A 20,547-nucleotide genomic window follows, 5' to 3' on the forward strand; every position below is an offset into this window, starting at 1 on the left:
GCCGCCCCCCAAACTAACGTCTGCGTCCCGCCTCGCCACGCTCAGCCTCCCGGCGGTTAGCCTCCTGAACATGACTGCTGACGTGTGGCTCCCGATTCCGGCCGACGAGATCGAAGGGCTCCCCGCTCCCTCGGAGTCGGGGCTGAACTACCGCTTCTGGGACGGCGGACAGGACTTCCCCGCGGACCCCGCGGAGTGCGCCTTCTACGTCGTCCCGTACATGAAGGGCACGGACGTCGCCGTGCGGCCGCTCGCCGCGATGACGCACGTGCGGGTCGTGCAGACCCTCTCGGCGGGGATCGACCACGTCGAGCCGGGCCTCGGCTCGCTGCCGCCGGGCGTGCGCCTGTGCAACGCCCGGGGAGTCCACGAGGCGAGCACGGCCGAACTCGCCCTCGCCCTGGTCCTCGCCTCCCTGCGCGGCATCCCGCGCTTCGTGGAGGGCCGACGGCGGGAGGAGTGGCACGCGGGCTTCTACCCGGCGCTCGCCGACAGGTCCGTGCTCATCGTCGGTTACGGTTCGATCGGCGCGGCCATCGAGGAGCGGCTCGTGCCGTTCGAATGCGCGCGGGTGGCGCGCGTCGCGCGCTCCGCCCGTACCACCGAGCGCGGCGAAGTGCACGCACTCACCGATCTGCCGGCGCTGCTCCCGGAGGCGGACGTGGTGATCCTCTCCACTCCGCTCACGCCGGCCACGCGTCATCTCGCCGACGCCGGATTCCTCTCCCGGATGAAGGACGGCGCACTTCTGGTGAACGTGGCGCGCGGACCGGTCGTCGACACCGAAGCGCTGCTCAAGGAGGTCGCAACCGGCCGGATCACCGCGGCTCTCGACGTCACCGACCCCGAGCCGCTGCCCGCCGGGCACCCCCTCTGGCACGCTCCCGGCGTCCTCGTCAGCCCCCATGTCGGCGGCTCCACGTCGGCGTTCCTGCCGCGGGCCAAGCGGCTGCTGGCCGCACAGCTGACCCGCTGGGCGGCGGGCGAGCCCCTTCGAAACGTGGTCCTCACGACCGGGTAGACGCCACACTGGTACGCGCCGGACACCCTGCGGAGTCGGTCGGATGCGCGCCGTGTCGACAAACAGTCTTGCCGTCACTGAGCGTAGATGGCCTATGTCCCTGAGTGACGACTCTGGTGTATCGTCCCGACTTGGGGGCTGCGTCGGGTTCGGGAACGGCGCTGCGGAGCGACCAGACTTCGAGGGGGGTCGACGGGCGATGCACAGCCAGTGGACGAACCATCCGACGCGGCGGGAGCGCCGCCGACCACCCTCGCGCACTCCGATGCGGGGACCGGGCGGCCCGTCCCGTCCCGGCCCGGACCTGCCGCGCAGGCGCTTCCGCGGCGGCCCGCACGGCCGGCCCCGCAGGCGGAGCCGGATGAAAACGCTGTCAGGAGCGGTACGGTGATCGCCCCCGCGGCGCTCCTCGCCCGCCACCAGGCCCGGGAAGGCGGCGGCACGGGGCTGCTGCCGCAGGTCCTGCTGGTCCTCGCGAGCGGTGGTTACGCCATCGGCGCGGCGTTGGGCTGGGGGTCCGAGCAACTGGCCCTGATCATGGGCGACTTCGGGCTGAGCTTCGCCGCCGGACTCGCCGCGGTCTCCTGCTTCCTCTACGCGCGTGCGCGGGGCAGCCGCTTTCGGCCCGCCTGGATGCTGTTCTCCGTGTCCTCGGCCATGGCCGCCTGCGGAAACGCGGTCTGGGGCTGGTACGAGGTGGTCCTCGACCGGCCGGTCCCGAGCCCGTCCCCGGCCGATCTGTTCTTCCTCTGCTTCGCCCCGCCCGCCATCGTCGGACTGCTCGTCCTCGCCAAACGGCCCGTCACCAGGGCCGGTTGGGTCTGTCTGGGGCTGGACGCATGGCTCATCGGCGGCTCCCTGCTCACGCTCTCCTGGAGCCTCGCCCTCGCGCACACCGCGCACTTCGAGGGGGAGAGCGTGTCCGAGGCGGCGCTGTCACTGGCCTATCCGCTGCTCGACATCGTCCTTGTGAGCATGGTCCTGGCCCTGCACTTCCGGCGGTCGCACGCCAACAGGTCCGGCATCAACACGGCGATCGCCGCACTCGCCCTCACCGTGCTGTGCGACGCGCTGTTCACCTCGCCGCTGCTGCGGGAGAGCTACCGCTCGGGCCAGCTGCTGGACGCGGGCTGGTTCGCCGCCTCGCTCCTGCTCGCGTACGCGCCCTGGGGGGTGCGCCGGCCGGAGCCGCCCGTCGCGCAGGTCCGCGGCCCCCGCCCGACCGTCCGGCCGATCACGGGCTCGCTGGCCGCACTCACCCCCTACCTGGCCGCCGCCGTCTGCACGCTCGGCATCCTCTACAACGTCATCGAGGGCCGCCGCGTGGACCGGGTGGTGGTGTTCACGGGGTGCACGGTCGTCCTCGCCCTGGTCGTGCGGCAGGGCATCATGCTGCTCGACAACATCGCCCTCACCCATGAACTCGCGCAGAAGGAGAACCACTTCCGCTCCCTGGTGCAGGGTTCCAGCGATGTGATCATGATCGCCGCCCCGACCGGCATACTCCGCTACGTGAGCCCGGCCGCCGCCGGCGTCTACGGCCGCGACGCGGACGAGCTCATCGGCTCCGAGCTGTCGTCGCTCATCCATCCCGAGGACCTCGGGCGCGTCGTCCACGAGGTGCGCAGATTCCTGGCGGCCCCGCCCGTCGAGGAGCCCACGACCCGGATCGAGTGCCGCTTCAGGTCCGGCACCGGCCAGTGGCTGAACGTCGAGTCCACCGTCAAGCGCCATCAGGGCGGGCTGATCTTCAACAGCAGGGACGTCACCGAACGGGTGCGTCTGCAGGCCCAGTTGCAGCACAACGCCGAGCACGACCCACTGACCGACCTGCCCAACCGCGCCCTGTTCACCGAGCGGGTGCGGCAGGCGCTCGGCGGCCGGCGTGCCGGGGACGCCGGCACGGCCGTGCTCTTCATCGACCTCGACGGCTTCAAGGGGGTGAACGACCGCCACGGCCACCAGGCGGGCGACGAGCTGCTGATCCAGGCCGCCCGCCGCCTCCAGGAGTCCGTGCGGGCGGGGGACACCGCCGCCCGGCTCGGTGGTGACGAGTTCGCCGCGCTCATCCTCGGCGACGGCTCCCGCGACCACGCCGCCCGGGAGCACCAGGTGAGGGAGATCGCCGACCGGCTGAGGCTCATGCTCTCCCAGCCGTACCGGGTGGAGGGCCATGAGCTCAGGGTCGCCGCGTCCATCGGCGTCGCCTTCGCCGAGCCCGGCATCAGCGCCGGCGACCTGCTGCGCAACGCCGACCTGGCCATGTACCGGGCCAAGGCGGGCGGCAAGGACCGGGTCGAGCTGTACGCGCCCCAGATGCAGACCGACGCCGCCCTGCTCATGGACCGGTCCGCGCGAGCGCGCACCGCGCTCCAGGACGGCGAGTTCACCCTGGTCCATCAGCCCGTGGTCGGCCTCGTGGACGGCCGGATCGCGGCCGTGGCGGCGCAGGCGCGCTGGCGCTCGTCCCAGGGCATCCTGTTCACCCCCGACGAGCTGCGCCGGGTCGCCGAGGACGGCGACCCGACCGCCGGATTCGGCCACCGGCTGCTGGAGGAGGCCGTCGAGCAGGCGGCGGAACGCGTCCGGCTCGGTCATCGCGTCCCCGTGTCGGTACGAATCCCCGCGCGCAGGCTGCTGGACCGGTCCACACCGCTCGGCTCCGTCGAGAGCCTGCTCACCCGCCACGGGCTTCCCTCGGGCTCCCTGGTGATCGAACTGGCGGACAGCGACCCGCGGATCTCCTTCGACGAACTGGAGCACCGTCTGGTGGCGCTGCGCAGACTCGGCGTACGGATCGCCCTGGACGGCTTCGGCAGCGGATACGCGGCGATCATCGCCCTGCGCCGTCTCCCCATCGACGTGCTCAAGCTCGACCGCGGGCTGGTCGAGGGCGTGGTGGAATCGGCCAGACTTCACAAGATCACAGCGGGTCTGCTGCGGATCGCCCGGGACCTCGGCATGAAGTCCGTGGCGGACGGCGTGGACGTTCCCGAGCAGGTGCTGGCCCTGCGTGCCATGGGATGCACCCACGGACAGGGGATGGCCTTCTCCGGGCCGCTCGACGAGCACCGGCTGCGCCGTGTGCTGGCGCGTGGCGAGTTCCCGGTGCCCGATGGGTCCGCCCTGCCGGTGCTCTCCGCCCGGTCGCTGCCCGTCCGGCGTTCCCCGGCCACGTCCGAGATCGTCGTCCGTCCCCCGATGCGCTCAAATAATGAGACGCCTGTCCCACCCACTTGACAGTCACGGTGCGCCGGGGAGAAGGTCAGTGCCATGCGCACCCGAATTCTCGTACTTGGAAAGCGCGTCGGCTGAAGCACGGCCCCTGCACGGGCTCTGCACACGGCACCGACGCGCTCCCCTCGCTTGCCTCCCGGCACGAGGGGTTTTTTGTTGCACTGGTACCACCAAACCCCCGCAAAACCCTCAGCTTCGAGAAGAGAATGCCGATGACCGAGCAGGCCTCCGGGGCCCACCATCCGCAGCCGCGGGCCCGCACCGGCGGACAGCCCTCCGCCACCGTTGAGCACGTCACGGGCGCGCAGTCCCTCATCCGTTCGCTCGAGGAGGTCGGGGCCGAGACGGTGTTCGGCATTCCCGGCGGGGCCATCCTCCCGGCGTACGACCCGCTGATGGACTCGTCCAGGGTGCGTCACATCCTGGTCCGGCACGAGCAGGGCGCCGGTCACGCGGCCACGGGTTACGCGCAGGCCACCGGAAAGGTCGGCGTGTGCATGGCCACCTCGGGCCCGGGGGCCACCAACCTGGTCACGCCGATCGCCGACGCGCACATGGACTCCGTGCCGCTCGTCGCGATCACCGGCCAGGTGGCCAGCAAGGCCATCGGCACCGACGCCTTCCAGGAGGCGGACATCGTCGGCATCACGATGCCGATCACCAAGCACAACTTCCTGGTCACCAAGCCCGAGGACATCCCGCGGACGATCGCCGAGGCCTTCCACATCGCCTCCACCGGCCGCCCCGGCCCGGTCCTTGTCGACATCGCCAAGGACGCCCTCCAGGCGCGGACCACCTTCAGCTGGCCGCCCCAGACGGATCTCCCCGGCTACCGGCCGGTCACCAGGCCGCACGCCAAGCAGATCCGCGAGGCCGCCAAGCTGATCACCCAGGCGAAGCGCCCCGTCCTCTACGTCGGCGGCGGGGTCCTCAAGGCCCGGGCGACCGCCGAGCTGAAGGTCCTCGCGGAACTCACCAAGGCCCCCGTCACCACCACCCTGATGGCGCTGGGCGCGTTCCCCGACAGCCACCCGCTGCACGTGGGGATGCCGGGCATGCACGGTTCGGTCACCGCCGTCACCGCGCTGCAGAAGGCCGACCTGATCGTCGCCCTCGGCGCCCGTTTCGACGACCGCGTCACCGGAAAGCTGGACAGCTTCGCCCCGTTCGCCAAGATCGTTCATGCCGACATCGACCCGGCCGAGATCGGCAAGAACCGGGCCGCGGACGTCCCGATCGTGGGTGACGCCCGCGAGGTCATCGCCGACCTGGTCCAGGCCGTCCAGGCCGAGTACAGCGAGGGCAACACCGGCGACTACACCGCCTGGTGGCAGGACCTCAACCGCTGGCGCGAGACCTACCCGCTGGGCTACGACCTGCCCGAGGACGGGAGCCTCTCGCCGCAGCAGGTCATCCAGCGGATCGGCCGGCTCGCTCCGGAGAACACGATCTTCGCCGCCGGTGTCGGCCAGCACCAGATGTGGGCCGCGCACTTCATCGACTACGAGAAGCCTGCAACCTGGCTGAACTCCGGCGGCGCGGGGACCATGGGCTACGCCGTCCCGGCGGCCATGGGCGCCAAGGCGGGCATGCCGGACCGCGCCGTGTGGGCGATCGACGGCGACGGCTGCTTCCAGATGACCAACCAGGAGCTGGTCACCTGCGCCCTGAACGGCATCCCGATCAAGGTCGCGATCATCAACAACGGTGCGCTGGGCATGGTCCGTCAGTGGCAGACCCTGTTCTACAACGAGCGTTACTCGAGTACCGTCCTGCACTCCGACGAGACCGGGCACCACACGATCGGCTCTCAGGTCGGTGCCAGCCAGACCCCCCGCAAGGGCACCCGCATCCCGGACTTCGTGAAGCTGTCCGAGGCCATGGGCTGCGTCGCCCTCCGCTGCGAGGACCCGGCCGAACTGGACAAGGTCATCGCCGAGGCCAACGCCATCAACGACCGTCCCGTCGTGATCGACTTCATCGTCCACGAGGACGCCATGGTGTGGCCGATGGTCGCCGCCGGCACCTCCAACGACGAGGTCATGGCCGCGCGGGGGGTCCGCCCCGACTTCGGCGACAACGAAGACGACTGAGCGAAGAGAGAGACACGACGACCATGTCCAAGCACACGCTCTCCGTCCTGGTGGAGAACACGCCCGGCATCCTCGCCAGGATCGCGGCGCTCTTCTCCCGCCGCGGCTTCAACATCGACTCGCTCGCCGTCGGGGTCACCGAGCACCCCGACATCTCCCGGATCACCATCGTGGTCAATGTCGAGGACCTGCCGCTGGAGCAGGTGACCAAGCAGCTGAACAAGCTGGTCAACGTGCTGAAGATCGTCGAGCTGGAACCCGGCGCCGCGATCCAGCGCGAGCTGGTCCTGGTGAAGGTCCGCGCGGACAACGAGACGCGCTCCCAGATCGTCGAGATCGTCCAGCTGTTCCGCGCCAAGACCGTGGACGTCTCGCCCGAGGCCGTCACGATCGAGGCCACCGGTTCGAGTGACAAGCTCGAGGCCATGCTGAAGATGCTGGAGCAGTTCGGCATCAAGGAACTCGTCCAGTCCGGCACGATCGCCATAGGGCGCGGCGCCCGGTCCATCACGGACCGCAGCCTGCGCGCCCTCGAGCGCAGCGCCTGACACGCGGACCCGGCCGGCATCCGGCCGGGCCGCCCGGATGGCGAGACCCCCAGACCCCCTCATCGCTCCCCGCCGTACGGTGGGACGCAACACCGGAACACCCAAGGAGAAACCCAGTGGCCGAGCTGTTCTACGACGACGACGCCGACCTGTCCATCATCCAGGGCCGCAAGGTCGCGGTCATCGGCTACGGCAGCCAGGGCCACGCCCACGCGCTGTCGCTGCGTGACTCCGGTGTGGACGTCCGCGTCGGTCTGCACGAGGGGTCCAAGTCCAAGGCCAAGGCCGAGGAGCAGGGCCTGCGCGTGGTGACGCCGTCGGAGGCCGCCGCCGAGGCCGACGTCATCATGATCCTGGTCCCGGACCCGATCCAGGCCCAGGTGTACGAGGAGTCCGTCAAGGACAACCTGAAGGACGGCGACGCGCTCTTCTTCGGCCACGGCCTCAACATCCGGTACGGCTTCATCAAGCCCCCGGCCGGCGTGGACGTCGCGCTCGTCGCCCCCAAGGGCCCCGGCCACCTGGTGCGCCGCCAGTACGAGGAGGGCCGCGGCGTTCCGTGCATCGCCGGCGTCGAGCAGGACGCGACAGGCAACGCCTTCGCGCTGGCGCTCTCGTACGCCAAGGGCATCGGCGGCACCCGCGCCGGCGTCATCAAGACCACCTTCACCGAGGAGACCGAGACCGACCTGTTCGGCGAGCAGGCCGTGCTCTGCGGCGGCACCGCCGCGCTCGTCAAGGCGGGCTTCGAGACCCTGGTCGAGGCCGGCTACCAGCCGGAGATCGCCTACTTCGAGTGCCTCCACGAGCTGAAGCTGATCGTCGACCTCATGTACGAGGGCGGCCTGGAGAAGATGCGCTGGTCCGTCTCCGAGACCGCCGAGTGGGGCGACTACGTGACCGGCCCCCGCATCATCACGGACCAGACCAAGGCCGAGATGAAGAAGGTCCTCGGCGAGATCCAGGACGGCACCTTCGCCAAGAACTGGATGGACGAGTACCACGGCGGTCTGAAGAAGTACAACGAGTACAAGAAGCAGGACGAGAACCACCTGCTGGAGACCACCGGCAAGGAGCTGCGCAAGCTCATGAGCTGGGTGGACAACGAGGAGGCGTGAGCCTCGGTGCGGCGGGCCCTGGGGGGCCCGCCGCACGTCGTCCAGGGCACCCCGGCGGTCCCCGCAGCCCCTCGCGCCGCATCCCGGGACCGTCCTTGGACAGCAAGTCCAACCCGGACGGGTGATCCTTCCGCCAAGGCGGAATAGACGCCCTCCCGCACCACTAGAGTGGTCAGTACATACGCGTCAGGTCAGGCCCACAGCGTCGTGCGTCTTCCACGCGGCTAGCCCCTCCACCGCCAGCGGCCGTCGGGACGGCCGTCCGCATTGGACCAGTGAGGACTCACGTGAGCACTGCGCCCCGTAAACCCGTTGTACTCATCGCCGAAGAGCTGTCGCCCGCCACCGTGGACGCGCTCGGTCCGGACTTCGAGATCCGGCACTGCAACGGCGCGGACCGCGCCGAGCTGATCCCCGCCATCGCCGATGTCGACGCCGTGCTGGTGCGGTCCGCCACCAAGGTCGACGCCGAGGCCATCGCCGCCGCCAGGAAGCTCAGGGTGGTGGCGCGAGCCGGAGTCGGCCTGGACAACGTGGACGTCTCCGCGGCCACCAAGGCCGGTGTCATGGTCGTCAACGCGCCGACGTCCAACATCGTGACCGCCGCCGAGCTCGCCTGCGGTCTGATCGTGGCCACCGCGCGCAACATCCCGCAGGCCAACACCGCGCTGAAGAACGGCGAGTGGAAGCGCTCGAAGTACACGGGGGTGGAGCTCAGCGAGAAGATCCTCGGCGTCGTCGGGCTCGGCCGCATCGGCGTGCTGGTCGCCCAGCGGATGTCCGCCTTCGGCATGAAGATCGTCGCGTACGACCCCTACGTACAGCCCGCGCGCGCCGCGCAGATGGGCGTCAAGCTGCTCACGCTGGACGAGCTGCTCGAGGTCTCGGACTTCATCACCGTCCACCTCCCCAAGACCCCCGAGACGCTCGGCCTCATCGGCGACGAGGCGCTGCACCGGGTGAAGCCGACCGTCCGCATCGTCAACGCCGCGCGCGGCGGGATCGTCGACGAGGAGGCGCTGGCCAGCGCACTCAAGGAAGGCCGGGTCGCGGGCGCGGGCCTGGACGTGTACGCGAAGGAGCCGTGCACGGACTCCCCGCTGTTCCAGTTCGACCAGGTCGTCTGCACCCCGCACCTCGGCGCGTCCACGGACGAGGCCCAGGAGAAGGCCGGTATCGCCGTCGCCAAGTCCGTCCGCCTCGCCCTCGCCGGAGAGCTGGTACCGGACGCGGTCAACGTCCAGGGCGGTGTCATCGCCGAGGACGTCCGCCCCGGTCTGCCGCTCGCCGAGAAGCTCGGCCGGATCTTCACAGCGCTGGCGGGCGAGGTCGCGGTCCGGCTCGATGTCGAGGTGTACGGCGAGATCACCCAGCACGATGTGAAGGTGCTCGAACTCTCCGCGCTGAAGGGCGTGTTCGAGGACGTCATCGACGAGACCGTGTCGTACGTGAACGCCCCGCTGTTCGCTCAGGAGCGCGGCGTCGAGGTCCGGCTCACCACCAGCTCGGAGTCCCCGGACCACCGCAACGTGGTGACGGTGCGCGGCACGCTGTCGGGCGGCGAGGAGGTCGCCGTCTCGGGCACGCTGGCCGGGCCCAAGCACCTGCAGAAGATCGTGGCCGTCGGTGACTACGACATCGACCTGGCGCTGGCGGACCACATGGTCGTCGCGCGCTACGAGGACCGTCCGGGCGTCGTGGGCACCGTCGGCCGCATCCTCGGCGAGGCCGGGCTCAACATCGCCGGCATGCAGGTCTCGCGCCAGGAGGAGGGCGGCGAGGCGCTGGTCGTGCTCACCGTCGACGACACCGTGCCGCAGAACGTGCTCAACGAGATCGCCGAGGAGATCGGTGCCACCTCGGCCCGTTCGGTGAACCTCACGGCCTGAGGCCGGTTCCGCAGGCACCCGCACCCGTCTCCGCGACGCCCGTCCCGCACGGGCTTCCGCGGGGGCGGGTGCGCCGCGTTCCGGCACGGTGCAGCCGAGGACCGGTGTCCCCGCGCGGGGCGCGGGGACACCTTCGGGGCGGGTCAGCAGCCCATCGCCCAGGTGTGGGAGTCGCCGTTGTCGTTGGCCGCGCCGTTGTAGCCGACCTCCTGTCCCGGCGCCAGGCAGATCGTCATGTGCCCGCCCAGGTGGGCGCTCGAGTACACCTTGACGTGGTCCTTGATACCGGGCCCGGAGATGCCGTGGTTCGCCCACGAAGAGTCCTCGTCGGCGATCCAGCTCTCCCACCAGCGGTCGTCTCCCGACCAGTTGGCGCGCTGGCCGGCGAAGTGGGCGTTCTCCCAGACGCAGAACTCACCGCTCGGGCAGTCGGCGGCGCCGGCCGGTGCGGCGGCCGCGGCGAGCCCGCCGGTCAGCAGGAGTACGGCGGTCGCCGCGGAGGCGAGGGTGCGCTTCACGGTCATGGCGATGAAGGACCTTTCTCTGGGTTGTTCCCGTGGTGGTGTGCGGCGGAGATCTCCGCCGCGCGGTGCAGTGCGCCGGTGCGCAGTTGCTCATGGACGGTCAGCTGGTCCCGCCGGAGGGAGCGGACCTCGGCGAGCTGGACCGGTTCGAGCCGGGCCTCCGCCGACGCCAGCCCGCTCCCGCGGCGGCACCTCTGCAGGGCGGCTGTGTCCCCGGCGCGCGTCGGCGACTCACCGGCCGACTTCAGGCAGCGGACGAACCGGGCTCGCGCCGCCCGGTGGGCCGGATCGGCGCGCATCCGCGCGGCGGCCTCGGCGCCCAGGTTGTTGACGGTCACCTCGGCACGGAACCAGCGGCGCTGGTCGCCGTAGAGGGTGTGCCGGGCGGCGGCCAGACAGCCGTCGGTGTGGGCCCGAACGGTGTGGCCGGTGGGCAGGGTGAGGGACAGCTCCGTGGGACCCGCGCCGAAGAGCGCGGCCTGGAGCCGACCGCTCTCCTCCGGTGACGCGGGCCTTCCCGCCGTGGTCAGGCCCCGTCCGGCGAGGCACCGGTCGACCAGGACCTGCTGGGCGTACCGGATGAGGGCGTCCCCTTCCCGTCCGTTCGCCGGAGGGGCCGGGGCGGTGCGGGCGGACCCGGCCGCGCATCCGGCGAGGACGAGGGCCGCGACGGCGGCGCAGGCGGTTCGCAGGGCACGCACGGCTCAGCCGGCCTCGCAGCCCTGATCGGTGTCGGCGACCCCGTCGATCCGGGATCCCCAGGACCAGTTGTCGCTGTGGTCGTAGGCGCGGATCAGCCGGGCGTAGCAGGTGCCGCGGGCCCAGTCGATGGCGTACACGTCGCGGTTGACGTCGGAGCGGAAGGAGGCGGCGTTGTCGTGCAGGAAGCCGGGGACGTCCCGGTAACCCGGCGGGCTGTAGCACCATCCGGTGCCATGCTGTCCGGCCGCGGTCCAGAAGCAGACCTGGCCGGGGGCGGCGGGCGCGACCGGGACCGCGCCCGCCGGGGCGGGGAGCAGCGCGGGGGAGAGGGCGGCGGCGAGTGCTGCGGCGGACAGGGCGGACCTGCGGAGCATGGCGATTCCCGGAGTGCGGTGGAGGACCCCGTCCCTGGCGACGGGAGGACGCGATCAAGCTGCCCTGCCCCGATCACCGTCATGCGCCGTTCACCCGAAGGGGGACGGGACACCCCGGAAGGAGCGTTTCTGCAGGTCAACGCGTCTGGCAGGGGAGCACTGGCCTCGCCTCGCCCCCGCTGCCCCGGCCGCCGCCGTCGACTCCCGGCCAGGGCCTCGTCCCCGCGCCCCGGGTCACAGTCGGGCGGCCTTCAGGGCCATGTGCAGCAGCAGCCGGTCCTCGCCGTCGTCGAGATCGAGCCCGGTGAGCTGCTCCACCCGGGAGAGGCGGTAGTAGAGGGTCTGCCGGTGGATGCCGAGGGCGGAGGCCGCACGGCCCGCCTGACCGGCGCAGTCGAGGAACAGTTCGGCGGTACGGGCGAGTTCGGCATGCACCGGCGTGAGCAGCGCCGCGGCCGAGGGGTCGCGGGACCGGCCCGGGGGCAGCGCGGTCAGCAGTCGGTACGGCCCGATCGAGGACCAGTCGGCGACCGGGCCGAGCCCGGGCTCGGCGAGGACGGCGCGAGCGGTGGAGGCGGCCTCCCGCCAGGACGCGGCGAGGTCGCCCACGCCCCGGCGGGGCAGGGCGATACCCGCGGCTGCCGATGCGGCGTCCTCCGAGAGCCGTCCGGCCGCGGTGAGGGCGGGCGCGAGCACGTCGGCGGCGCGCAGTCGCAGCAGGACGGCGAGGGCGTGCCCGCCCTCAGCGCCGTCACCGGCCGGGTCCGTGACCGTGGGAGACGCCTCGTTCGGCCTCGGTCCGCCGCGTCCGCCCTTCCTGGTCCTGCCGGGGGAGGCCGTGGCACCGCGGCCCGGGTCGCCGGGGGCACCGCCGCCCGCGTGGGGGGATTCCGGAGAGCGCCCCGCCGCGGGGCCGGCGGCCCAGGGCCAGGGCACCGTGCACAGGGCCGCCGCCCCGGCGACGGCGCGGGCCGACGGGGCGTCCCCGGAGGACCACGGGGCCACGCACACCACGGTGTGGAGCCCTTCGGCGGCAGTCCCGAGCGCCGTGCGGAGGGCCGCGAGGGCCATGTCGTACTGCCAGCCGCGCTCGGCGGTGAGCACGGCGCGGAACTCCCGGGACAGATCCGTGCCCGCCCTCTCCTCGTCGGCGAGCAGGGCACCGATCCGGTCGGTCACCTGCATGGCCGAGGTCAGCTGCCCGGCCGTCGGCCCGGGCCGGGCGTCGAGCAGCCACACGTAGCCGAGGACGATCCCGCGATGGCGGACGGGGAGGCAGATCCGGTCGCGGAAGACACCGGCCTCAGGGGCCGCCGGGATCCGCACCGGGCCGGTCGCCCTGGTGATGCCGAAGCCCTCGAACCAGGAGCGCACCGCGGGGGTCGACTTCCTGGTGAGGATCGAGCGGGTGCGCACGGGGTCCATGGCGCTGTCGTCGTCGCTGTCGTGCGCGCCGAAGGCGATCAGTTCGAAGTCCCGGTTCTCCAGCGTCGCCGGGACGCCCAGCAGGCCCGATATCTCGTCCACCAGTTCCTGGTAATCGCCCTTCACCCGGACATTCTCCCATCGGGTGGACACCTCTTCAGACAAATGTCTGAAGAGGTGCGGCTGGATGCGTGACAGGTGTCGATGGCCCGGCGCCGGAGCGATATTTAGGTTTCACGGTGGTTATCCGTGCCGTACACCGCGCAGTCGGTTCCGGCCCCCTGCTACCCGTGTTCCGTGGAGGTGCCCGTGCTGGGTCCCGTGATCCTCGCCGCGTCACGCAGCGACAGGATGCGTCGTCTCGTCTCGGCCGCGCCGATGACGAAGCCGGTCGTCGACCGCTTCATCCCCGGAGAGACGGTCGATCAGGTCATCCCGATCGTCGCCGATCTCACCACCAAGGGGCTCGAGGTCACCCTGGACGTGGTGGGCGAGGACATCACCACCCGTGAGCAGGCCACCGCCGCGCGCGACGCCTATCTGCGGCTGATCGAGCACCTCGAGCCCCTGGGGCTGGGCACCAGGGCCGAGATGTCGGTCAAGCTGTCGATGTTCGGCCAGTCCCTGGAGGGCGGTCACGAGCTGGCGCTCGAGAACGTCCGCCCGGTCGTCGAGGCCGCCGCCGCGATCGGCACCACGGTCACCCTGGACGCCGAGGACCACACCACCCTGGACTCGATGTTCGCCGTCCACGAGGAGCTGCGGAAGGACTTCCCGCAGACCGGGTGCGTGATCCAGGCATATCTCTTCCGCACCGAGGAGGACGCCCGCCGCCTCGCCGCCAACGGCAGCCGTGTGCGTATCGTGAAGGGCGCGTACAAGGAGCCGGCCTCCGTCGCCCATCAGGACAAGGCCGAGGTCGACAAGGCGTACGTCCGAATCCTGAAGGTCCTGATGGACGGCACGGGCTACCCGATGATCGGGTCCCACGACCCGCGACTGATCTCCGTCAGCCAGGAGCTCGCGCGCCGCGCCGGGCGCAAACTGGACGAGTACGAGTTCCAGATGCTGTACGGAATCCGGAGCGACGAGCACCTGCGCCTGGCGGCCGAGGGGCACCGGATGCGGGTGTACACGGCGTACGGGACCGACTGGTACGGCTACTTCATGCGCCGCCTGGCGGAGAAGCCGGCCAACCTGTTGTTCTTCGTCCGCTCGATGATCACCAAGAACTGATGATGATCGCCAAGAACTGATGCGGAGAGGGAGCGCCGACCGTCATCACCCGGACGCGAGCCGGACGGCGACAGCCGGCGCCCTTCGGCCGACCGGGCCGGACCCGTTTCCGTGCAAGGGAGTTACGGAACTCGTGACTCCGCCCCGAGGGGGCTTCTCCGTCACCCGCCGCGGCGGGCGCGTGACGGCCGGGCCCCGACCCTGACCGCGACCCAACGCAAGCCACCGCTTCAGCTGCTCCCGGCTGGAGTCAGCTATTCACTCGGAAGAGGTAGCCATGGACGCTGTGACCCAGGTCCCCACCCCCGTCAACGAGCCGGTGCACGGCTACGCTCCCGGTTCGGCCGAGCGTGCCCGGCTGGAGGCCAAGCTCAAGGAGCTGGCCGAGAACCCCATCGACCTCCCGATGACCATCGGCGGAGAGAAGCGCATGGGTGGCGGCGAGGAGTTCAAGGTCGTCCAGCCGCACAACCACCAGGCCGTCATCGGCACCTTCCGGGGTGCCACCCAGCAGGACGCGCAGGACGCGATCGACGCGGCCCTCGCCGCCGCCCCGGCGTGGCGCGCGATGTCGTTCGACGACCGCGCCGCGATCATCCTGCGCGCCGCCGAGCTGCTGGCCGGCCCCTGGCGCGAGACGCTGGCCGCCTCCACGATGCTGGGCCAGTCGAAGACCGCGCAGCAGGCCGAGATCGACACCCCCTGCGAGCTGGTCGACTTCTGGCGGTTCAACGTCGCCTACGCCCGCCGGATCCTGGCCGAGCAGCCGCCGGCCAACTCCCCGGGTGTGTGGAACCGGCTGGACCACCGCCCGCTGGAGGGCTTCGTCTACGCGATCACGCCGTTCAACTTCACGGCCATCGCCGGCAACCTGCCCACCGCCCCGGCCCTGATGGGCAACGTGGTGATCTGGAAGCCGTCCCCGACCCAGACCCACGCCGCCGTGCTGCTCATGGAGCTGCTGGAGGAGGCCGGGCTGCCCAAGGGCGTCATCAACCTGGTCACGGGCGACGGCATCGCCGTCTCCGAGGTCGCGCTGAACCACCCGGACCTGGCCGGTATCCACTTCACCGGCTCGACCCGGACCTTCCAGCACCTGTGGAAGACGGTCGGCAACAACATCGAGAAGTACCGCTCCTACCCGCGCATCGTCGGCGAGACCGGCGGCAAGGACTTCGTGGTCGCGCACCCGAGCGCCGACCGCGCGATCCTCAAGACCGCGCTGACCCGCGGCGCCTTCGAGTTCCAGGGCCAGAAGTGTTCCGCGACCTCGCGTGCGTACATCCCGGCCTCCATCTGGAACTCGGGCTTCAAGGAGGAGTTCGCGACCGAGGTCGACGGCATCAGGATGGGTGACGTCACCGACCTGACGAACTTCGTCGGCGCCGTCATCGACGAGCGCGCCTTCGCCAAGAACAAGGCCGCGATCGACCGTGCCAAGGAAGACCCGACCTGCACGATCGTCGCCGGCGGCACCTACGACGACTCCGAGGGCTGGTTCGTCCGCCCCACGGTCGTCGAGTGCACGGACCCCGCGAACGAGGTCTTCACCACCGAGTACTTCGGCCCGTTCCTCGCGGTGCACGTCTACGAGGACGACAGGTACGAGGAGATGCTGGAGCAGATGGAGTCGGTGTCGGCCTACGCGCTGACCGGCTCGGTCATCTCCGGTGACCGAGCGGCGACCGCGTACACGATGGACAAGCTCCGCTACGCCGCGGGCAACTTCTACATCAACGACAAGTCGACCGGCGCCGTCGTCGGCCAGCAGCCCTTCGGCGGCGGCCGTGCCTCCGGCACCAACGACAAGGCGGGCGCCCCGCAGAACCTGATGCGCTGGACGCTGACCCGCGCGATCAAGGAGACGCTGGTCCCGCCGACCGAGTACGGCTACCCGCACATGGGCTGACGCCCGCGTGCCGGGCCGCACGGCCCGGCTCCGTGAACACCGCCCCCGGCCGGTTCCCCACGGACCGGCCGGGGGCGGCTCACGTCCGGCGTCCGGCCGGGAGCGGGCTTACGCTGCTGGGGAGGGGGCCCGCGCGAGGAGGCACGCCATGCCTGGTTCCACCACTCTCGGTCCCGGTCACGGGGTCGACGCCATCGAGCATTCCGATGCGCGGCGACTCGCTTCCGTGATGAAGGAGTTGCACCGGCTCCTGGCGGCGGGACCTGACCGGATCACGGATCCGCAGGTCGCGGCGCTGTGCGGGGATGAGGCTCACCACCGCGAGGAGTTCACCGACTGGGTGGGGCGGGTCGCCGACCAGCTGGAGAAGGCCACTTCCCGGTAGGACGCGGCGTCGGGGCGCGTCGCGCGGGCGGGGGCCCGGCCACGGGCCCGGGCACCGGCCCCGACCCGCCGGGGTCCGGCCCGATCGCGGCGGGGAGGAGGGCCTCGGCCTTTTCGCACTCGCACTCGCGGGCTGACAGCGGCGCCCCACGACTCGGTACGCCCCGGACGCCGCCCGCTCGTGGCCTGATCGCTCCGGCGAGCCCGCGAAGCGGCGGACCCGGCCGTCCGCGTACAGCCGGATCGCCCGGGGCCCCGCCCGGCCGGACGGGGACGCCCCGTGCGGCGGCTCGGAGCGATGCAGCGCGGGCCCGACCGGGCCCCCGGGGATGGCGGATTACCGACGCCGGGACGGGCCTCGGGAGGAGCGGGACCGCCCGGGACTGACAGAGTTGCCCGCATGACGGACAACACGACCGGGTCGCTGCGCACGGCCCACACCTACCAGCTGTCCGAAGCCGCCCTCGGCGAGATCCGCGCCCTGCTCGACGTCGCCTTCGACGGCGACTTCGACGACGACGACTGGTCCCACGGCCTCGGCGGTGTCCACGCCTTCATCCGAGACCGGAACGGCCTCGCCGCCCATGGCAGTGTGATCATGCGCCGGGTGGTGCACCGCGGACGCTCGTACCGCGTCGGCTACGTCGAGGCGGTCGCCGTCCGGGCCGACCGCCGCCGCCAGGGGCTGGGCGGGCGGGTGATGGGCGCGCTGGAGAGGGTGATCGACGGAGCGTACGAACTCGGCGCGCTCTCGGCGTCCGACGAGGGCGCGGAGCTGTACCGCTCCCGCGGCTGGCAGCTGTGGCGTGGCCGGATCGGGACCCTGGGCCCCGACGGCGTCGTCCCCCTGCCGGACGAGGAGGACTCCACCTTCCTCCGGCAGCCGCCCGGCCGCGCCGTTCCGGACCCGGATGCGGCCTCCTTGCTCTTCGACTGGCGGGACGGCGACGTGCTCTGACCCGTCACCCGCCGGGGGAGCGGGCCCAGTTGACCCTTCGTCGGCCGTACGCCGGAGGTGCCCGGGCCTCTTCCGGGCAGGGGCGCCCCCACCAGCGCTTCTTCAAGATCGCGTCTCAGATAGTAGGAAGTCCGACTAATTGTGGAGACAGCGAGGCTCCGCTCCCTTAGCTTTGTAGGAGCCGAACGTCTCGCTCGATCCAGCGAATGGCGGCCCGAGCCGGAGCCCCGAGGCAGGCAACCCCTGCGGCCCGCTCCCCGCCCCTTCCGGCGCCTTCGATCGTTCCCGATCTCAAGGAGTCGACCATGTCCGAGCAGACCCTTCTCCGCCGCCGCGTCCGTCACACACCCCGGGTGAGCGAATCCGACCGCAGGAGTGCCGCCGCGAACGCCGCCGCCGCCCTGCAGCGCGCCCTCGACCGCAGGGACAACGGCGGCGAGACCGGCCACTGACCGGCAGGCCCGGCCGGTGGCGCCCGGGGGCCACCGGCCCCACCGGCCCCGGTGCCGGGCGGAACCCGACGCGTCCGCATGATGGACATCGCGTGTCATCCGATGGGACGGGGAGTACGGTGCGGATATGTCTCGCAGCCTCAATCTCGCAGTGATCCCCGGTGACGGCATCGGCCAGGAGGTCGTGGCCCAGGGCCTCAAGGTCCTCTCGGCCGTGCTCCCTCAGGACGTGAAGCTGGAGACCGAGGAGTACGACCTCGGTGCCAGGCGCTGGCACCGCACCGGCGAGACCCTCCCGGACGCGGAGCTGGACTCCCTCAGGCAGCACGACGCGATCCTCCTCGGAGCGATCGGCGACCCGTCCGTGCCGTCCGGGGTCCTGGAGCGGGGGCTGCTGCTCAAGCTGCGGTTCGCCTTCGACCACTACGTCAACCTGCGTCCGTCGAAGCTCTTCCCGAACACCGCGACCCCGCTGGCCGGCCGCCCCGAGATCGACTTCGTGGTCGTCCGCGAGGGCACCGAGGGTCCCTACACCGGCAACGGCGGATCCCTGCGCACCGGCACGCCGGCGGAGGTCGCCACCGAGGTCAGCGTCAACACGGCGTACGGCGTCGAGCGGGTCGTCAGGGACGCGTTCGCGCGGGCCGACGCCCGCCCCCGCAGGAAGCTGACGCTGGTTCACAAGAACAACGTCCTCGTCCACGCGGGCCACATGTGGAAGAAGATCTTCGACGAGGTCGCCCTGGAGTACCCCGCGGTCACCACCGACTATCTGCACGTCGACGCCGCGACGATCTTCTTCGTCACCCAGCCCGAGCGCTTCGACGTCATCGTCACCGACAACCTCTTCGGTGACATCCTCACGGACCTCGCCGCCGCCGTGACCGGTGGTATCGGCCTGGCAGCCTCCGGGAACATCAACCCGACGGGTGAATTCCCGTCGATGTTCGAGCCCGTCCACGGCTCGGCGCCCGACATCGCCGGCACGGGCAAGGCCGACCCCACGGCCACGATCCTTTCCGTCGCACTCCTCCTGCGTCACCTCGGTCACGAGGCCGAGGCCGTCCGCATCGAGGACGCAGTCGCCGCCGACCTGGCCGAGCGGGACGGCACCACCCGCACCACCGACGAGATCGGCGACGCGCTCGCCGTACGGGTAGCGGGCTGACCCCTCGACTCTCGAAACCTCGAAGCCGCCGGGTCGCACACGCACCCGGCGGCTTCTCCTGTGCGGTCCCCGGGTGCCACCATCAAGTCATGGGCCGCAGCCCACGCTGTTCCGTTCCGGTCCCCACGCACTGCGATAATCGAACGTGGGGCCGCACCATGCGGGGAAGCTCGGACGTCCTCGTACTGCCGTACGCAGGGCGAGCAGACGTACAGACGTGAGCGCGGTCCGTCACAACCAAACGGTGAAGGACACGCAGACATGACGACGCCCTCGATCGAGCTCAAGCCCTCCTCGACCCCACTGTCCGACGCGGAGCGCGAGGCGATCCTGGCCAATCCGGGATTCGGCCGCCACTTCACCGATCACATGGTGACGATCAAGTGGACGGAGGGCCGCGGCTGGCACGACGCCCAGCTCACCCCGTACGCCCCGCTGTCGATCGACCCGGCCAACATGACCCTGCACTACGCGCAGGAGATCTTCGAGGGGCTGAAGGCCTACCGCAGGCCCGACGGCTCGGTCGCCACCTTCCGGCCCGACGCGAACGCCAGGCGCTTCCAGCTCTCCGCCCGCCGCCTGGCCATGCCGGAACTGCCGGTGGAGACCTTCATCGAGGCCTGCGACGCCCTGGTCCAGCAGGACAAGGCGTGGGTCCCGGCGCACGGCGGGGAGGCCTCCCTGTACCTGCGCCCGTTCATGTTCGCCAACGAGGTCGGCCTGGGCGTCCGTCCGGCCAACGAGTACCTGTTCATCGTCATCGCGTCGCCGGCCGGCCCGTACTTCCCCGGCGGCGTCAAGCCCGTCTCCGTCTGGCTGTCGGAGAACTACGTCCGCGCCGTCCCCGGCGGCATGGGCTTCGCCAAGACCGGAGGCAACTACGCCGCCTCCCTCCTCGCGCAGGCCGAGGCCGCGGCCAAGGGCTGCGACCAGGTCGTCTGGCTCGACGCACTGGAGCACCGGACCGTCGAGGAGATGGGCGGTATGAACCTGTACTTCGTGTACGGGGACAGGATCGTCACGCCCGAGCTCACCGGATCGCTGCTCGCCGGCATCACGCGCGACTCCCTGCTCACGCTCGCCCGCGACCTCGGATACGAGTCCGAGGAGGGCAGGATCACCACCGACCAGTGGAAGCGCGACACCGAGAACGGAACCCTCACCGAGGTCTTCGCCTGCGGCACCGCCGCCGTCATCACGCCCGTCGGTACGGTCAAGTCCACCGGCGGTGAGTGGACCCAGTCGAACGGCGAGCCGGGCAAGGTCACGATGGAGCTGCGCAAGGCGCTCCTGGACGTCCAGACCGGCACGGCCGCCGACGAGCACGGCTGGATGCACGAGCTCGGCTGAGCCGCCGGTCCCACCCACCGGGCCCGGCGGTACGGGAAGCGCTCCGCACCGCCCGCGCCCGCCGCGGGGACCGCGGGGCCCCGTCCGTGCCGCGCGGTCGCGGTGTCACGGCGGTGCGGCCGCATCCGTCGCCCCTCCCGTGCGGAGGCCCGGAGAGCC

General features: G+C 71.3%; 17 protein-coding genes. 13 read left to right on the top strand and 4 right to left on the bottom strand.

Features of this window, described 5'->3' with window-relative positions; translation table 11 throughout:
• Positions 1-70 precede the first annotated feature (70 nt).
• The 6 genes from AB0J10_RS27365 (at position 71) to serA (ending at position 9,906) form a co-directional block, all read left to right on the top strand.
• Complete coding sequence (locus AB0J10_RS27365; protein WP_363065132.1) at positions 71-1,021, top strand: 2-hydroxyacid dehydrogenase; 951 nt, start codon at positions 71-73, stop codon at positions 1,019-1,021.
• A gap of 387 nt (positions 1,022-1,408) precedes the next feature.
• A complete protein-coding gene (locus AB0J10_RS27370; RefSeq protein ID WP_363065133.1) occupies positions 1,409-4,261 on the top strand; it encodes an EAL domain-containing protein in 2,853 nt (950 codons plus the stop codon).
• Positions 4,262-4,464: 203 nt separating this feature from the next.
• Positions 4,465-6,351, top strand: a complete 1,887-nt coding sequence (locus AB0J10_RS27375) for an acetolactate synthase large subunit (protein WP_363065134.1) — start codon at positions 4,465-4,467, stop codon at positions 6,349-6,351.
• A 23-nt stretch (positions 6,352-6,374) separates the two neighbouring features.
• Positions 6,375-6,899 carry an acetolactate synthase small subunit gene (gene ilvN / locus AB0J10_RS27380; RefSeq protein ID WP_363065135.1) on the top strand — a complete coding sequence of 175 codons (525 nt, stop codon included), beginning with the start codon at positions 6,375-6,377 and terminating at the stop codon, positions 6,897-6,899.
• Positions 6,900-7,015: 116 nt separating this feature from the next.
• Positions 7,016-8,017: a ketol-acid reductoisomerase gene (gene ilvC / locus AB0J10_RS27385; protein WP_138052993.1), complete on the top strand. Its 1,002-nt coding sequence runs from the start codon at positions 7,016-7,018 to the stop codon at positions 8,015-8,017.
• Between the two features lie 287 nt (positions 8,018-8,304).
• A complete protein-coding gene (gene serA / locus AB0J10_RS27390; protein WP_269728230.1) occupies positions 8,305-9,906 on the top strand; it encodes a phosphoglycerate dehydrogenase in 1,602 nt (533 codons plus the stop codon).
• 143 nt (positions 9,907-10,049) lie between these two features.
• Here the strand turns inward: serA and AB0J10_RS27395 are convergent, their stop codons facing one another.
• The 4 genes from AB0J10_RS27395 to AB0J10_RS27410 form a co-directional block, all read right to left on the bottom strand.
• Complete coding sequence (locus tag AB0J10_RS27395; protein ID WP_363065136.1) at positions 10,050-10,430, bottom strand: peptidase inhibitor family I36 protein; 381 nt, start codon at positions 10,428-10,430, stop codon at positions 10,050-10,052.
• A complete protein-coding gene (locus AB0J10_RS27400; protein ID WP_363065137.1) occupies positions 10,427-11,131 on the bottom strand; it encodes a hypothetical protein in 705 nt (234 codons plus the stop codon). Before AB0J10_RS27400 ends, AB0J10_RS27395 begins: the two co-directional genes overlap by 4 nt.
• Before the next feature lie 3 nt (positions 11,132-11,134).
• A complete protein-coding gene (locus AB0J10_RS27405) occupies positions 11,135-11,506 on the bottom strand; it encodes a hypothetical protein (protein ID WP_363065138.1) in 372 nt (123 codons plus the stop codon).
• Positions 11,507-11,740: 234 nt separating this feature from the next.
• Positions 11,741-13,057, bottom strand: coding sequence for a helix-turn-helix domain-containing protein (locus tag AB0J10_RS27410; protein ID WP_363065139.1), 1,317 nt, complete (start codon positions 13,055-13,057; stop codon positions 11,741-11,743).
• 183 nt (positions 13,058-13,240) lie between these two features.
• Here AB0J10_RS27410 and AB0J10_RS27415 point away from each other — a divergent pair, with 183 nt between their 5' ends.
• The 7 genes from AB0J10_RS27415 to AB0J10_RS27445 all read left to right on the top strand — a co-directional run bounded on the left by AB0J10_RS27415 (position 13,241) and on the right by AB0J10_RS27445 (position 20,388).
• Positions 13,241-14,167, top strand: a complete 927-nt coding sequence (locus AB0J10_RS27415) for a proline dehydrogenase family protein (protein WP_363065140.1) — start codon at positions 13,241-13,243, stop codon at positions 14,165-14,167.
• Between the two features lie 277 nt (positions 14,168-14,444).
• Positions 14,445-16,076: an L-glutamate gamma-semialdehyde dehydrogenase gene (pruA, locus tag AB0J10_RS27420; protein ID WP_363065141.1), complete on the top strand. Its 1,632-nt coding sequence runs from the start codon at positions 14,445-14,447 to the stop codon at positions 16,074-16,076.
• Between the two features lie 148 nt (positions 16,077-16,224).
• Positions 16,225-16,461 carry a hypothetical protein gene (locus AB0J10_RS27425; protein WP_363065142.1) on the top strand — a complete coding sequence of 79 codons (237 nt, stop codon included), beginning with the start codon at positions 16,225-16,227 and terminating at the stop codon, positions 16,459-16,461.
• Positions 16,462-16,860: 399 nt separating this feature from the next.
• On the top strand, positions 16,861-17,418 hold the full coding sequence (locus AB0J10_RS27430) for a GNAT family N-acetyltransferase (RefSeq protein ID WP_363065143.1): 558 nt from the start codon (positions 16,861-16,863) through the stop codon (positions 17,416-17,418).
• 305 nt (positions 17,419-17,723) lie between these two features.
• On the top strand, positions 17,724-17,870 hold the full coding sequence (locus tag AB0J10_RS27435; protein WP_167745991.1) for a hypothetical protein: 147 nt from the start codon (positions 17,724-17,726) through the stop codon (positions 17,868-17,870).
• A gap of 127 nt (positions 17,871-17,997) precedes the next feature.
• Positions 17,998-19,038 carry a 3-isopropylmalate dehydrogenase gene (locus AB0J10_RS27440; protein ID WP_363065144.1) on the top strand — a complete coding sequence of 347 codons (1,041 nt, stop codon included), beginning with the start codon at positions 17,998-18,000 and terminating at the stop codon, positions 19,036-19,038.
• A 261-nt stretch (positions 19,039-19,299) separates the two neighbouring features.
• The gene (locus tag AB0J10_RS27445) at positions 19,300-20,388 is read left to right on the top strand and encodes a branched-chain amino acid aminotransferase (protein ID WP_363065145.1); all 1,089 of its coding nucleotides are present in this window, start codon (positions 19,300-19,302) and stop codon (positions 20,386-20,388) included.
• Positions 20,389-20,547 lie beyond the last annotated feature (159 nt).

Source organism: Streptomyces sp. NPDC049887, assembly GCF_040656535.1.
In the GTDB taxonomy this organism is placed as follows: domain Bacteria; phylum Actinomycetota; class Actinomycetes; order Streptomycetales; family Streptomycetaceae; genus Streptomyces.

Bases quoted from the DNA above. Each gene is read 5' to 3' on its own strand.
- ilvN (WP_363065135.1), top strand. From the start codon at position 6,375: ATGTCCAAGCACACGCTCTCCGTCCTGGTGGAGAACACGCCCGGCATC.
- AB0J10_RS27375 (WP_363065134.1), top strand. From the start codon at position 4,465: ATGCCGATGACCGAGCAGGCCTCCGGGGCCCACCATCCGCAGCCGCGG.
- AB0J10_RS27395 (WP_363065136.1), bottom strand. From the start codon at position 10,430: ATGACCGTGAAGCGCACCCTCGCCTCCGCGGCGACCGCCGTACTCCTG.
- AB0J10_RS27435 (WP_167745991.1), top strand. From the start codon at position 17,724: ATGTCCGAGCAGACCCTTCTCCGCCGCCGCGTCCGTCACACACCCCGG.
- AB0J10_RS27445 (WP_363065145.1), top strand. From the start codon at position 19,300: ATGACGACGCCCTCGATCGAGCTCAAGCCCTCCTCGACCCCACTGTCC.
- AB0J10_RS27365 (WP_363065132.1), top strand. From the start codon at position 71: ATGACTGCTGACGTGTGGCTCCCGATTCCGGCCGACGAGATCGAAGGG.
- AB0J10_RS27430 (WP_363065143.1), top strand. From the start codon at position 16,861: ATGACGGACAACACGACCGGGTCGCTGCGCACGGCCCACACCTACCAG.
- AB0J10_RS27425 (WP_363065142.1), top strand. From the start codon at position 16,225: ATGCCTGGTTCCACCACTCTCGGTCCCGGTCACGGGGTCGACGCCATC.
- AB0J10_RS27440 (WP_363065144.1), top strand. From the start codon at position 17,998: ATGTCTCGCAGCCTCAATCTCGCAGTGATCCCCGGTGACGGCATCGGC.
- pruA (WP_363065141.1), top strand. From the start codon at position 14,445: ATGGACGCTGTGACCCAGGTCCCCACCCCCGTCAACGAGCCGGTGCAC.
- AB0J10_RS27405 (WP_363065138.1), bottom strand. From the start codon at position 11,506: ATGCTCCGCAGGTCCGCCCTGTCCGCCGCAGCACTCGCCGCCGCCCTC.